General features: G+C 67.6%; 9 protein-coding genes. 8 read left to right on the forward strand and 1 reads right to left on the reverse strand.

What is annotated here, in order from left to right:
• Nucleotides 1-114 precede the first annotated feature (114 nt).
• The 5 genes from AC06FE_RS11045 to AC06FE_RS11065 all read left to right on the forward strand — a co-directional run bounded on the left by AC06FE_RS11045 (nt 115) and on the right by AC06FE_RS11065 (nt 10162).
• The gene (locus tag AC06FE_RS11045) at nt 115-798 is read left to right on the forward strand and encodes a hypothetical protein (RefSeq protein ID WP_132864363.1); all 684 of its coding nucleotides are present in this window, start codon (nt 115-117) and stop codon (nt 796-798) included.
• Nucleotides 798-2798: a flotillin family protein gene (locus tag AC06FE_RS11050; RefSeq protein ID WP_478073051.1), complete on the forward strand. Its 2001-nt coding sequence runs from the start codon at nt 798-800 to the stop codon at nt 2796-2798. Before AC06FE_RS11045 ends, AC06FE_RS11050 begins: the two co-directional genes overlap by 1 nt.
• Nucleotides 2799-2937: 139 nt before the next feature.
• Complete coding sequence (locus AC06FE_RS11055) at nt 2938-8283, forward strand: DNA repair ATPase (protein ID WP_478073052.1); 5346 nt, start codon at nt 2938-2940, stop codon at nt 8281-8283.
• Nucleotides 8276-8998: a hypothetical protein gene (locus AC06FE_RS11060; protein WP_478073053.1), complete on the forward strand. Its 723-nt coding sequence runs from the start codon at nt 8276-8278 to the stop codon at nt 8996-8998. The genes AC06FE_RS11055 and AC06FE_RS11060 overlap by 8 nt, the downstream gene beginning before the upstream one ends.
• 69 nt (nt 8999-9067) lie before the next feature.
• Nucleotides 9068-10162 (forward strand): toxic anion resistance protein, encoded by a 1095-nt coding sequence (locus tag AC06FE_RS11065; protein WP_478073054.1) that lies wholly within the window; start codon nt 9068-9070, stop codon nt 10160-10162.
• Nucleotides 10163-10309: 147 nt separating this feature from the next.
• Here the strand turns inward: AC06FE_RS11065 and AC06FE_RS11070 are convergent, their stop codons facing one another.
• The gene (locus AC06FE_RS11070; RefSeq protein WP_478073055.1) at nt 10310-11200 is read right to left on the reverse strand and encodes a LysR family transcriptional regulator; all 891 of its coding nucleotides are present in this window, start codon (nt 11198-11200) and stop codon (nt 10310-10312) included.
• Nucleotides 11201-11294: 94 nt separating this feature from the next.
• Here AC06FE_RS11070 and trpB point away from each other — a divergent pair, with 94 nt between their 5' ends.
• The 3 genes from trpB to trpA are packed head-to-tail and all read left to right on the forward strand — an operon-like array spanning nt 11295 to nt 13952.
• Entirely contained in the window at nt 11295-12512 is a 1218-nt protein-coding gene (gene trpB, locus AC06FE_RS11075) for a tryptophan synthase subunit beta (RefSeq protein ID WP_132864357.1), read from the forward strand.
• Nucleotides 12513-12514: 2 nt separating this feature from the next.
• Entirely contained in the window at nt 12515-13141 is a 627-nt protein-coding gene (locus tag AC06FE_RS11080) for a hypothetical protein (protein ID WP_478073056.1), read from the forward strand.
• 7 nt (nt 13142-13148) lie between these two features.
• Nucleotides 13149-13952: a tryptophan synthase subunit alpha gene (trpA, locus tag AC06FE_RS11085; protein WP_478073089.1), complete on the forward strand. Its 804-nt coding sequence runs from the start codon at nt 13149-13151 to the stop codon at nt 13950-13952.
• Nucleotides 13953-14181 lie beyond the last annotated feature (229 nt).

Raw genomic sequence — 14181 nt, forward strand, 5'->3', positions numbered from 1 at the left:
ATCGGGAAATCGGCGAAAGCACGGATGCCGGCGGATGGGGAACCACGCGCATCACTTCGGGTAAGGAGTGCAGGGCGGTCCGCACGGCGGCCGGGTGCCACAAGGAAAGGGTGCATGGCGGAATTCTTGGAAGTAGCGCTGTCCTATCCGACGCTGCCTTACAGCGTCGTGCTGTGTTTTGCCGTCATCTATTGGCTGCTGGCTGCGACCGGCATCGTCGACGACGGGGGCATCGGTAGTGGCGATGGCGCGGATTTCCACTCCGGTGACGCCGGCGCGACCGGGCTTGCGGGCATGTTCGCGCGGATGGGCCTTGGCGGGGCGCCGACCATGCTGGTGGTCCTGCTGCTGGCATTCTTTGGCTGGTCGATCACCTATCTGGTGCAGTTGTTCTTCCTGCAGCCGTTGCCGGCGCTGCTGCGCTGGGGCGTGGGCACGGCAGTGGCAATCGCTGCCTTGGTCCCGGGCGCCGTGGTGTCGGCATGGGTGCTGCGCCCGATCCGTCGTTTCCTGATGAAGCTGCGCGCGGTGCCGCAGGAGTCCATCCTCGGCAAGGCCGGGCGGGTCTCCTCGCCGGAAGTCACCGCCGAGCAGGGCTACGCCAGCGTCGACGATGGCGGTGCCGGCCTGATCCTGCAGGTGCGTGCGCAGCCGGGCAGCCGTTTCGTGCGCGGTGACCGCGTGCGCCTGGTCCAGTATTTCCCGCAACACAATCATTACCTGGTGGTTGGCGAAGCCGACCTGCCAGCGTTGGACGTTTTCATTCCCCAAGTATCAGGCGACAAGGAGAAGCACTGATGAGTTTAGCTGCGCTGGCCCCGTTCATTATCGGCGTGGGCATATTGCTGGTATTCCTCCTTGGCCTGGCCGGGTTGTTCAAGGCGTTCTACAAGAAGGTCGACCAGGGCACCGCCCTGATCGTCAATGACATGAGTTCCACGCCGAAGGTGCATTTCACCGGCGCGCTGATCATCCCGGTGCTGTACCGCGCCGAGCTGATGCGCATCAGCCTGATCACGCTGCAGGTGGACCGCCGCGGCAAGGAAGGCCTGATCTGCCGCGACAACATGCGCGCCGACATCACCGTGGCGTTCTACCTGCGCGTCAACGAGACCCAGGCCGACGTGCTGCGCGTGGCCAAGGCCATCGGTGCCGACCGCGCCTCGGACAGGCATGCGGTGGACGAGCTGTTCAACGCCAAGTTCTCCGAAGCACTGAAGACGGTGGGCAAGAAGTTCGACTTCACCCAGCTGTTCGAGAAGCGCCAGGAGTTCCGCGACGAGATCATCGCGGTGATCGGCAATGACCTCAACGGCTATGCGCTGGAAGACGTGGCCATCGACTACCTGGAGCAGACCCCGAAGTCGCTGCTGGACCCGAGCAACATCCTCGACGCCGAAGGCATCCGCAAGATCACCGAACTGACCGCCGCGCAGAACGTGATCACCAACGAGCTGGCGCAGAACGAGCGCCTGGCCATCACCAAGAAGAACGTCGAGGCCAAGGAAGCGACCTTGGCGCTGGAACGCCAGCAGGCCGAGGCCGAGGCGCGCCAGAAGCGCGAGGTGGACACCATCCGTGCCCGCGAAGAGGCCGAAACCCTCAAGGTGCAGGAGGAGCAACGCCAGCTGTCCGAGAATGCCCGCATCGAGGCGCAGCAGCTGATCGACATCCGCGAGCAGAACCGCCTGCGCGAGGTGGAAGTGGCCGAGCAGAACCGCCAGCGCGCGGTGGCCATCGAGGTCGAGCGCGTGGCCCGTGCACGCCAGCTGGAGCAGGTCACCACCGACCGCGAGGTGCAGCTGCAGGGCGTGGAGCGTGACAAGGTGGTCGAGCAGGGCAAGATGGACGTAGCCAACATCACCCGCGAACGCATCTCCATCGACAAGACCGTAGCGCAGGAAGAAGAGCGCATCAAGGAAGTGCGCCAGGTGTCCGAGGCCGACCGCCTGAAGCAGGTCGCCATCCTCGAGGCCGAGGCCGAGGCGCAGGAAGCCCTGCTCAAGCAGGTCAAGGAAGCCGAGGCCGCCGAAGCGGCGGCCAAGCACCGCGCGGTGGAGATCACCACGCTGGCGCAGGCCGAGTTCGACGCGGCCGGCAAGCAGGCCGAGGCCAAGAAGGCCCTGGCCGAAGGTATCCGTGCCGAACGTGCGGCGCCGGGCCTGGCCGATGCGCAGGTCAAGGAAGCCGGTGCGCTGGCGATCGAGAAGGTCGGCATCGCCGAGGCCCGCGTGGTCGATGCGATGGCCGATGCCAACTTCAAGCAGGGCAGCGCCGAGGCCAAGGTGCTGGCCGAACAGCTGGCCGCGCGTGCGAGCGGCGAAGAGCAGATGGGCCGTGCCAAGGCGACCGCCGCCGAGACGCTGGGCCTGGCCGAAGCCTCGGTCATCGAGAAGAAGCTGACCGCCGAGGCCGAGGGCCTGACCCGCAAGTTCCAGGCGATCGATTCGCTGGGCGAAACCGCGCGCGGCCACGAAGAGTTCCGCATGACCCTGGACACCAGCCTGAAGCAGGCCCTGGCCACGCTGGACGCCGGCAAGGAAATCTCCAAGGAAAACGCCGAGGTCATCGCCAGCGCGCTGCGCAATGCCGACATCGACATGGTCGGTGGCGACGGCGGCATGTTCGAGAACCTGGTCAAGGCGGTCTCGCTGGGCAAGTCGATCGAAGGGCTGACCGACAAGAGCCCGATCGTGCAGGACCTGATGCAGCGTTACCTTGGCGTGGACATGAGCGCACGCGGCAAGCCGGCCAGGCGCATCGCCAATGAAGGTGCCGCGGAAGCGGACGCCGGCTGAGTGAGTACGTCCCTGCGCGGCGCGGCCGCGCGGGGGCGCAACCGGGGCCGTCCGCCAACAGCGGGCGGCCTGCGTGGATGATGGCGCGCATGGTCCGCCGACGCGGTGGCCGGGCGGTTGCCATGGCAGGGAACAATCGATGGCCGATACAAACCAGGAGGCCGCCGTCAGCGACGCCGGCTCCATCGCCGATCAGGCAGTCGCCCAGGGCGGTGCCTACGAGGTGCTGCGCAAGCGCCTGAGTGACCAGGGCGCGCGATTGCGCCAGGTCGTGGATGTGCTGAACCAGCGGCGCCTGCAGGAGTTCGGCGACAGCCGCATGGAGGTGATCGGGCGCTTCCGCATCCGCACCGAGAACAACTGCGTCGGCCGCGACATCGTGCAGGTCGGCGATGACCTGCTGCTGTTCGGCTACAACGTATTTATCGGCTTGAAGACGCAGACCCGGGTCGAGGACGTGTTTGGCCTGTACCGGCTGGTGGACGGCGCCGAAGGCTATGACGTCACCCCGGTCGACCTGAAGAGCAGCTTCCTGGCCCAGCCCGGCTTCGTCCACGATTTCAACGAGCTCTATGCCTATTACAAGCACGCCCGGCTGCTGCAGCTGATCGTGCGCGACGGCAAGCTGCTGGCGGCGTTCCAGATCGGCGAGCGCAGCACCGACGTGCGCGTGTTCCGCTGGGCGGTCGCGCCCGGGGGCGAGCTGACCTACATCGATGCGCGCGGCGAACGTGACATCGCACTGCCGCCGCCGTTCGACTTCGAGTGGACCCGCGCCAGTCGCGACATGCTGGTGACCGGACGCTTCCCGCACCTGAACATCCTGGACACCATCTTCGTGGAGACCACCGGTGGCGACCTGACCATCAAGGTGGAGAACAACACCGAGACCGGGCAGGGCGTGTACAGCGAGCCGGTCGAGGACAGCACGCAATCGGTGGACGATGCCACCATCGATTTCGCCCAGGTCGGCTCGCTGATCCTGCTCAAGGTGCAGCCCTACCGCGAGGACACCTGGCGTGGCCTGATCTACAACACGTTGACCGGCAAGGTGGTGCGCAACGACGCCATCGTGCAGGCCTGCGTACAGCTGCCCGATGACCACGGCATCATCTTCCCGGGCGGCTATTACCTGCAGAACGGCGAGCACAAGGCCTTCGATGCCTCGATGCAGGGCATGCGCTACAAGCGCTCGATCCGCTCGCCCAACGGCGAGGACATGCTGTACATCTTCTACGAACGCGAGGCCGGCAAGTCGGCGCTGTTCGTCTACAACAGCATCCAGCGCGCATTGCAGAACCCCGTGTTCGGCCTGGGCTACGCGTTCCTGCGCGATGGCCGCATGGTGCTGTTCAACGCTGAGAACCAGGAGCCGACCCGCATCCATCCGATGCAGGTCTGGCAGACGCCGTTCAGCAGCGACGAGTTCGCCGCGCACCGCCCGGCCGGCACCAGCTTCATGGCCCGCATCGGCAACGCCGAGCTGGTGCGTGGCATCTCCAACCTGCTCGATCTCGGCCGCGAGATCGACAGCCGAGAGGTGTCGCTGACGCGCTATGAACTGCTGACCCACAACGCGCGGCGCCTGTTCGACGCACACCATTGGCTGGATGACGCCAACTGCGAGGGCGCGGCTACCTTGCTGCGCGAGATCAGCGCGACCGGCGAGTCGATGCTCGACGAGTACGAGAAGGTCGAGAGCATCCGCAAGCAATCGGCGCAGGCAATGGCCGAGGTCACCGGACAGCACAAGGCGCTGCTTGGCCGGCTGCAGCCGCAGAACTGGTCGAAGATCGGCGAGTTCGTCGAGGCGCTGGGTGAAATCGGCAAGCTGCGCGGACGGCTGTTGACCGTGCGCGACTTCCGCTACGTGGACGTGCCAGCCATCGATGCGATGAATGCCTCGTTGCAGGAAGCGCATGACCGCGTGGGCGCGGCGACCGGCCAGTTCCTGGGCAGCGACAAGGCATTGCAGCCGTTCGCCGAACGCCTGCAGGCGCTGGATGGCGCCGCGCAGCAGGCGCAGACCGCGCGCCAGCTTGCCGACCAGATCGAGCAGATGCAGGGCATGTCCGGCGAGCTGGACATGCTGTCCGAGCTGATGGCCAGCTTGAAGGTGGATGATGCCGCGCAGCGCACCCAGGTGGTCGAGGCGATTTCCGGCATCTACGCCAAGCTCAACCAGGCGCGTGCGCGTGCCGACCAGCGTCGCCGTTCGCTGGGCTCGGCCGAAGCCGTGGCGCAGTTCGGCGCGCAGTTCTCGCTGTTCAGCCAGGCCATCACCAGCGCGCTGGGCCTGGCCACCGACCCGGAACGGGCCGACGAGCAGCTCTCGCGCCTGATGGTGCAGCTGGAGGAGCTGGAGAGCCAGTTCGGCGAGCACGAGCAATTCCTGGGCGACATCCTGAGCAAGCGCGAGGAACTGCTCGACACCTTCGAGTCGCACAAGCAGACCCTGCTGGACGCACGCCAGCGCAAGGCGCAGTCGGTGCTGGACGCGGCCAACCGCATCCTCGATGGGTTGGCCAAGCGTACCGAACGCTTTGCCAGCGTCGATGAGCTCAATGCGTTCTTTGCCGGTGATCCGCTGATCCTGAAGCTGCGCGAGCTGGCCGACCGGCTGCGCGAGTACAAGGACAGCGTCAAGGCCGATGACGTCGAGGCCCGCCTGAAGGGCGTGCGCGACCAGGCAGTGCGGGCATTGCGCGACCGCAGCGACCTGTTCGAGGGCGGCGGCAACGTGATCCGGCTCGGCCGCCACCGTTTCAGCGTCAATACCCAGCCGCTGGACCTGACCATCCTGCCGCGCGGCGACGGCCTGGCCGTGCACCTCACCGGCACCGATTACTACGAGTCCATCGTTGATCCGGAGCTGGAGGAGCTGCGCGACTACTGGCCGGTGGCGCTGGATTCGGAGTCGCCCGCGTTGTACCGCGGCGAGTACCTGGCCGGGCTGGTGCTGGATGCGGCCCTGCGTGGCAGCGATGGCCTGAGCCTGGAACTGCTGCAGCGCGATGCCGCGCAGCCGGAGGCGCTGGGCAAGCGTATGCGCGACTTCGCCGCGCCGCGGTACCGCGAAGGCTACGAGAAGGGCATCCACGACCACGACGCCACCCTGATCCTGCAGGCACTGCTGCCGCTGTACCAGAACGCCGGCACGCTGGTGCACGCCGCCGCGCCGCGTGCGCTGGCGGTGTTGTTCTGGGCGCGCGAGGGCAAGCGCGAGGATGTCAGCCAATGGGCCGAGCGTGCCGCCGGCGTGTTCGCCATCGCCCGCCTGTTCAACGCGCGCGAAGGACTGGATGCGCTGCGCCAGGAAATCAGCAGTGCGCTGGACGCTTTCCAGGCCGAACACCAGTTGCCGTTCGATGCCGCCATCGCCGGTTTGGCCGGCGACTACCTGCTGGCCGAACTGGCCAGCGGCGAGCCGACCTTTGGCTTCAGTGGCTATGCACGGCAGTTGCAGGCCGGCTTGCGCGAGCAATTGCAGGCGGCCGGGCAGGCCGATGCCTTCGACCGCAGCCTGCAGCGGCTTTCCAAGCGCCTCTCGCTGCAGTGGGCGCAGGTGGTGCAGTGGTTGAACGCCATGTGCAGCCAGCCGAAGTTCGCGGCGCTGACCGGCTATGTGCCCGAAGCGGCGGCGATGTTGCTGGGCGAGCGGGCGCTGCGCAGCCAGGTCCGCGAGGTGACCCTGATCGCCGATGTCGCCGGCCTGCTCGGCGAGCATCCACGCGTGCGCGAGGGGCACCTGCAGCTGTCGGTGGACGACTTCCTGCAACGTTGGCAGGCCCACCGGCGCCAGTTCCAGCCTGGCTTCGAGCGCTACCAGGCGCTGCGCCAGCGCATCAGTGCGCGTGAACGCGATGCATTGCGCTTGAGCGAGTTCCAGGCGCGGCCGTTGAGTTCGTTCGTCCGCAACAAGCTGATCAACGACGTCTACCTGCCCATCATCGGCGACAACCTGGCCAAGCAGATGGGCACGGTCGGCGAGAACAAGCGCAGCGACCTGATGGGCCTGCTGATGATGATCAGCCCGCCGGGTTACGGCAAAACCACGTTGATGGAATATGTGGCCAACCGGCTGGGGCTGGTCTTCATGAAGGTCAATGGCCCGGCGCTGGGCCACGAGGTGCGCTCGCTGGACCCGGAGCAGGCCCCGGATGCGACCTCCCGGCAGGAGCTGCTCAAGCTCAACCTGGCGCTGGAGATGGGCAACAACACGATGCTGTATGTCGACGACATCCAGCACACCCACCCGGAGTTCCTGCAGAAGTTCATCTCGCTGTGCGACGGCACCCGTCGCATCGAGGGCGTGTGGAAGGGCCGCACCAAGACCTACGACCTGCGCGGCAAGAAGTTCTGCGTGGTGATGGCCGGCAACCCGTACACCGAGTCCGGCGAGGTGTTCAAGGTGCCGGACATGCTGGCCAACCGCGCCGACATCTACAACCTCGGCGATGTGCTGGGTGGCATGGAAGACGCCTTCAAGCTCAGCTACATCGAGAACAGCCTGACCTCCAGCCAGGTGCTGGCACCGATGGCCACGCGCGAGATGGCCGACCTGTACGTGCTGGTGGACAAGGCCAGCGGCAAGGAGGTGTCCACCAATGCATTGAGCCATGCCTATAGCGGTGCGGAGATCAACGAGATCGTCGCCACGCTGGAGCGGCTGATGCAGGTGCGCGAGGTGGTCTACCGGGTCAACCAGCAATACATCGCCAGCGCGGCGCAGGCGGACAAGTACCGCGTCGAGCCGCCGTTCAAGCTGCAGGGCAGCTACCGCAACATGAACAAGCTGACCGAGAAGATCTCGCCGGTGATGAATGCCGCCGAGCTGCAGCAGCTGGTGTCCGACCACTACCTGGGCGAGTCACAGCTGCTGACCAGTGGTTCTGAAGAAAACCTGCTCAAGCTGGCCGAACTGCGCGGCGTGCTCGATGCCGCGCAGCAGACGCGCTGGGAGCAGATCAAGCGCGACTTCATGCGCGACAAGGCGATGGGCGGTGACGACGCCGACACCGGCGCCCGCGTGGTCGCGCAGTTGGCCGACATCGCCACCGGCCTGCAGGGGCTGCGGGTCGAGGAACCGCAGGTGGTTGCCCCGGTTGCGGCCGCCGAGGAAGCCCCGTGGGCGCGGATCGTCGACCTGCTGCAGGCGCTGGCCGCGCGTCCGCCGGCGGTGGTGGAGGCACCTGCGGTCACGCCGGCGCAGCCACCGGACCTGACTCCGCTGCTGCAGGCGCTGGCCGCCACGCAGGCGCGGCAGGGACAGGTGGGCGATGCGCTCGCCGGCTTGGCCACGCAGTTGCAGGAGTGGTTGGCGAAGGAGGGCACCGGCAAGGCGGCGACCCCGCGCGTGCGCCGCGCACGCACGCCCGAGGAAAAAGCGCTGGACGAAGCACTGATGCGGCACTTCTACGGTGGCAGCGTGGTGGTGCCGGGCCAGCAGGGCAGCCAGGCCAAGCCGTCGCCCGACGATGCCTGAGTCCGCGCTCGTCGCCCTGCCGCCGCCCCCGGACCGGTCACGCCAGGTGGACGATCCGCTGGAGGCGGCCGGCTTCGGCAACGAGGTGCTGGCAGCGGCGGAGCGACTGATCGGCCCGCCGCAACGGGCAACGGCCGCGCAGCGGCTGGTCGATGAGATGGCCAACATCCAACTGGCATTGCAGGCCACGGACGTGGCCGCATTGCGGCGTTCGGCAGGCCTGATCGGCCGTTTGCTGGGGCGCGATGTCGAGGCACAGGAGCGCGCCGAGCAGTTGGCCGAGCAGTTGGACATCTGCCTGCTGCGCGCCGATGCCGAGCTGCGCGGCCTGCAGCGGGACATGGTCGCCCAGCAGCGGCAGGCGGCGCGGGTGGACGTGGCGGTGACCGCCATCGAGCAGTGGGCCGACGCCGGCGAGGCCATGCCGGCGCCGACGCGAGAAGCCGTGCAATTGACCCTGCAACGGCGCCTGCAACACCTGCGCGGTGTGGCCCGGTTGCGCCAGATCGAGGCCGACCAGTTGCACCTGCTGCATGCGCAGGGCCTGGAGCTGAGCGAGCGCTACCAGCGGATCCGCGACGTGCTGCTGCCGGTATGGCGGCAGCAGGCGCTGGCGGTCAGGGCCGCGCAGATGCCGGCGCGGCTGCAGCAGGCGGCCGACAGCCAGGCGCGCATCCTCGACGAGGTGGCGGCCATGCAGGCTAGACTGCGCTGAGTGAATCCCGGTTTCTGATGTTGGTTGGCGCGGCATGGCCCGCGCATCTACACCCAAGGAGAGTTGCTGATGACGCAGGACAATATCCCGGTGCCGAGCGGCCCCTCCACCGAAGTGGATGCCGGTACGCTGGTCGCGCTGGGCCTGAGCGACGCCGACCGCCCGCAGATCGCGCAGGTCGTGCGGACCCTGGACGACATCAGCCCGGGCAACCTGCACGTGTTCGGCCGCGAAGCGGCGGGCAAGAGCGCCGCGTTCTCCACCCAACTGCTGGACCACGTGCGCAACCGCGACCTGGACGCCTCCGGCGACAAGCTGGGCGAAGTGGTGCGCATCGCCCGTTCGCTGAAGCTGGACAGCCTTCAGGAGCGCTCGAAGGTGCCGGTCATTGGCGGATTGATCGACCGCATGCGCGCCTCCAAGGGCGAGCTGGTGCAGAAGTTCAGTGACACCAACCAACAGATCGAGCAGTTGATGCGCGACGTCGGTACCCAACAGGCACAGATGGGCCAGCGCGTCGGCGAGTTCGACCGCATGCATGCTATCGTCCGCGACGAGCGGCAGAGCCTGGGCATCCATATCGCCGCCGGCAAGCAGCGGCTGTCCGAGCTGCAGCAGGAGCTGCAGTCGCTGGTCGGGCTGGAAGACCCGCAGTCGCGGATCCGTCGCGGCGAGATCGACAACGCGGTGCGCCTGCTCGACAAGCGTGTCGGCGACCTGACCGTGATGCAGCACGCGGCCGACCAGTCGCTGCCGATGATCCGGTTGATCCAGGCCAATGCGATCCAGCTGATCGAGAAGTTCAACACCGTGCGCGACATCACCATCCCGTCGTGGAAGCGCCAGTTCGCGATCCAGTTGTCGCTGGGGGAACAGAAGAACGCGGTGGAGCTGTCCAATGCCATCGACGACGCCACCAACGAACTGATGCGCCGCAATGCCGACCTGATGCGGCAGACCTCGGTGGACACCGCCAAGGCCAACCAGCGCGCCGTGATCGACGTGGCCACCCTGCGGCATGTGCACGAGCAGCTGATCGCCACGGTGGAGGAGGTGCGCAACATCCATCGCGAAGGCATGCAGCAGCGCCAGCAGGCCGAAGTGGAGCTGGCACGTTTGCGCGAGGACGTGCAGCAGCGCCTGGCCCAACCCACCCAAGGCTGACCTGCCGCTAGGAGCGGCCTTGGCCGCGACGCAGATGCAGATCCGGGTGTCGGCAAAACCAGTGCCAGCCCGCAGGCTCGGGGTGCGGCTCAGGTAAGCGGTCGATGGGTGTCGGTTTCGCAGCCGAGGCCGCGCCTGCGGCGGGTGTCAGGCCAGTTGGCGTTGCAGCCATGCCGAGAGTGCATCCACCCGCGGATCGTCCCCGTTGCCAGCCGTGCACAGTGCCCAGCTGCCTTCGGTATCGACGAAGCCCCACGGGGCGATCAGCCGGCCATTGACCAGGTCCTCGGCCACCAACGGCTCGGGTGCGATGGCAACGCCGATCCCGGCCACCGCCGCTTCCAGCTGGTAGTACAGGTGTTCGAATCCGGTGCCGTAGCGCAGTTGCCCGGGGTCAAGGTCATTCAGCGCCGCCCAGGTCGGCCAGGCCTGTGGGCGCGAACGGGTATGCAGCAGCTCGTGCGACAGCAGCGCTTCCAGCGGTTGCCGTGCCAGTGCATGTGCGCCGATCAGTGAAGGGCTGAATACCGGGCCGATCCGTTCGGTGGCCAGGTGATGCACCTGCCAGCCGGCCGGCCATGGTGCCTGTCCCAGCAGCAGGGCTGCATCCATGCCTTCCAGGCGGGGCGGGAAATCGCCGTCCTGTGCGGCCAGGTGCAGGGTCAGCCCGGGCAGGTCGCGTTGCAATGCCTGCAGGCGTGGGATCACCCAGCGCGCCAGCAGGCTGCCCGGGCAGCCCAGCACGAACGCGGCGTTGCGCGCCGGCCGGCGCAGGGCCGCCACGCAATCGCGCAGTTGGGCGAACGCGCCGGAGGTTGCTTCGAGCAGGCGATGACCGGCGGCGGTTGGACGGATGCCGCGGCCGTCACGCTCGAACAGGGTCACGCCCAGCTCCTCCTCCAGGGCCCGCAGCTGGCGGCTGACCGCGCCATGGGTGACGTGCAGCTCGGCGGCGGCATGGCTGACGCTGCGCAGGCGGGCGGCGGCCTCGAAGGCACGCAGGGCGTTGAGCGAGGGCAGGGTGGCAGGGTCTTTCATGTGAGTTTTTCTAACACATGACCCAGAAAGAATCGATTTTTATGTAACAAGGGCTGCGTTAGAGTGCGGGCCTGTTCCTCGTTGCCTGATTGCCATGACCGCTGCCCCGATCGACGATTTCCACGCTTTTCCCGATGCCCGGGGCCATTTCGGCCGCTATGGCGGCAGCTTTGTCGCCGAAACCCTGGTCGGCCCGTTGCAGGAGCTGGCGCAGGCTTACGACCAGGCGCGGGTCGATCCGTCCTTCATCGCCGCCTATGACAAGGACCTGAAGCATTACGTCGGCCGGCCCAGCCCGATCTACCACGCCGAGCGGTTGAGCAAGGACGTGGGCGGGGCGCAGATCCTGCTCAAGCGCGAGGACCTGAACCACACCGGCGCGCACAAGATCAACAACACCATCGGCCAGGCCCTGTTGGCCGCACGCATGGGCAAGACCCGCATCATCGCCGAGACCGGCGCCGGCCAGCACGGCGTGGCCTCGGCCACGGTGGCCGCGCGGCTGGGCCTGGAGTGCGTGGTCTACATGGGCGCCACCGACATCGAGCGGCAGAAGATCAACGTCTACCGCATGAAGCTGCTCGGCGCGACGGTGGTGCCGGTCAGCAGCGGCTCGGCGACGCTCAAGGATGCGCTCAACGAGGCCATGCGCGACTGGGTGACCAATGTGCGCGACACCTTCTACATCATCGGCACCGTCGCCGGCCCGGACCCGTACCCACGCATGGTGCGCGACTTCAACGCCATCGTCGGTCGCGAGGCGCGCGCGCAGATGCTGGAGGACTACGGCCGGCTGCCGGATGCGATCACCGCCTGCGTCGGCGGCGGTTCCAACGCCATCGGCCTGTTCCATGCCTTCCTCAACGACCCGCAGGTGAAGATCTACGGCGCCGAGGCCGCCGGTGACGGCATTTCCACCGGCCGCCATGCCGCCTCGATCTCGGCCGGCCGCCCCGGCGTGCTGCACGGCAACCGCACCTATGTGCTGTGCGATGACGACGGCCAGATCACCGAGACCCACTCCATCTCGGCTGGCCTGGATTACCCGGGCGTCGGGCCGGAGCATTCCTTCCTGGCCGACACCGGACGTGCGCAGTACCTGGGCATCACCGACGAGGAGGCGCTGGCCGCCTTCCATCGCCTGACCCGTACCGAAGGCATCCTGCCGGCGCTGGAATCCAGCCATGCGGTCGCGCAGGCGATCAAGCTGGCGCGCGAGCTGCCCAAGGACGCGCTGGTGCTGTGCAACCTGTCCGGACGTGGCGACAAGGACGTGCATACCATCGCCGCCCGCGAAGGGCTGGTGCTGTGAGCGTGCCGGTGCTGCGTGCAGCGTTGATGTGCGTGGTGGCCGGGCTGGCCGCCTGCACGCCGGCCGAACCGGAGGTCGTGCCGCCCGCCCCGGCGGCACCTGCACCTGCAGTGCAGGCCCCGACCCCGACCCCGGCCCCGGCAGCTGCCGCGCCCGCCGATCTCTCCCGGTTTGGTGAGCTGCGCATCGGCGCGCCGTTCGGCAAGGCGCCGGGTGACCGCGCCTTCGTTTCGGCTGGCATGCGCGAGCTGATGGAAGGCGATTGCGAGTACTACGACCAGGGCAGCCTGCCGGAAAGCATGTCGATGATGGTGCTGGGTGACCGCATTGCCCGGTTCGAGGTGGACCTGGAGCAGGACCCCGGCGTCGCGCTCGATGCGCCGCCGGCCGGTGCGCCTGCTCTTCCGTTCGGGCTGTGGACGGGCATGCGCGTGGCCGAGGCCAACAAGCGCCTGCCCGCCGGCGTGGTGACATCGCCGCATGCCTACAACTCCCCGGATGGCGATTACCTGACCTGGACCGACAAGGCCAGCAAGCTGGCCATTCGGCTGGAAACCCTCAATGGCGTGGTCACCGCGATCTATTGGGGCCAGCCGGACGCGGTTGAACTGATTGAAGGATGTGCCTGAGATGTCCGTGACCCGAATTGATGAATGTTTCGCACGCCTGCGCGCTTCCGGGCGCAAGGCGCTGATCCCGTTCGTGACCGCCGGCGATCCGTCGCTGGAGGCGACCGTGCCGGTGATGCATGCCCTGGTGGCCGCCGGTGCCGATGTGATCGAACTGGGTGTGCCGTTCTCCGACCCGATGGCCGACGGCCCGACCATCCAGCGCAGCTCCGAGCACGCGTTGGCGCGGGGTGCCACGCTGCGCTACGTGTTCGACAGCGTCGCCGCCTTCCGCCAGCAGGACAGCAAGACCCCGGTGGTGTTGATGGGCTACCTCAACCCGGTCGAGATCCGCGGCCCGGCCCGGTTTGCCGAGGAAGCGGTGAGCGCCGGCGTGGACGGCGTGCTGCTGGTCGACCTGCCGCCCGAGGAGGCCGAGGAAACCCGGGCGGCGTTCACGGCCGCCGGCCTGGCGCTGATCCTGCTGGCCTCGCCGACCAGTAGCGAGCAGCGTCTCACCACGCTGTGCGAAGCCGCGCAGGGCTATCTGTACTACGTGAGCTTTGCCGGTGTCACCGGTGCCTCCGAGCGGCTGGACAGCCAGGCGGCCAGTGAACGCCTGCGCCTGTTGCGCCAACGCAGCAAGGCCCCGGTGGTCGCCGGCTTCGGCATCAAGGATGCGGCCAGCGCTGCGGCGATGGCGGTGGACGCTGATGGCGTGGTGGTCGGTAGTGCGCTTGTCTCCGCGCTGGCTGAGACGTCGACCCCGGAGGCTGCTGCCGAAGCCGCCACCCGTTTCCTGGTCCCGTTGCGCGACGCGCTGGGTCACTGAGCGGCCCGTAGAAGCGGCTTCAGCCGCGAAACCGATACCGCCAGAACACAGGCAATCGCCGGCCCGCTGGGAGGCAGTCGGTGATATCGGCTCCGCGGCCGAGGCTGCTCCTGCCGGGTTTGCCGGCGCTGTAAACGTACGCAGCAGTAGGGTTTCGGGCTACGCCGTGGTCGCAGGGGTGAGCTAGACTGTCGCCCCTGTCGCGGCCTGCGGGCCGCCCTGAATGGAA

It is taken from the genome of Stenotrophomonas sp. Steno-C18 (assembly GCF_056393195.1).

What these genes read in the sequence shown, in the direction of transcription:
- AC06FE_RS11045 (WP_132864363.1), top strand. Translation starts at nt 115, where the DNA reads ATGGCGGAATTCTTGGAAGTAGCGCTGTCCTATCCGACGCTGCCTTAC.
- AC06FE_RS11070 (WP_478073055.1), bottom strand. Translation starts at nt 11,200, where the DNA reads ATGAAAGACCCTGCCACCCTGCCCTCGCTCAACGCCCTGCGTGCCTTC.
- AC06FE_RS11065 (WP_478073054.1), top strand. Translation starts at nt 9,068, where the DNA reads ATGACGCAGGACAATATCCCGGTGCCGAGCGGCCCCTCCACCGAAGTG.
- trpB (WP_132864357.1), top strand. Translation starts at nt 11,295, where the DNA reads ATGACCGCTGCCCCGATCGACGATTTCCACGCTTTTCCCGATGCCCGG.
- AC06FE_RS11055 (WP_478073052.1), top strand. Translation starts at nt 2,938, where the DNA reads ATGGCCGATACAAACCAGGAGGCCGCCGTCAGCGACGCCGGCTCCATC.
- AC06FE_RS11060 (WP_478073053.1), top strand. Translation starts at nt 8,276, where the DNA reads ATGCCTGAGTCCGCGCTCGTCGCCCTGCCGCCGCCCCCGGACCGGTCA.
- AC06FE_RS11050 (WP_478073051.1), top strand. Translation starts at nt 798, where the DNA reads ATGAGTTTAGCTGCGCTGGCCCCGTTCATTATCGGCGTGGGCATATTG.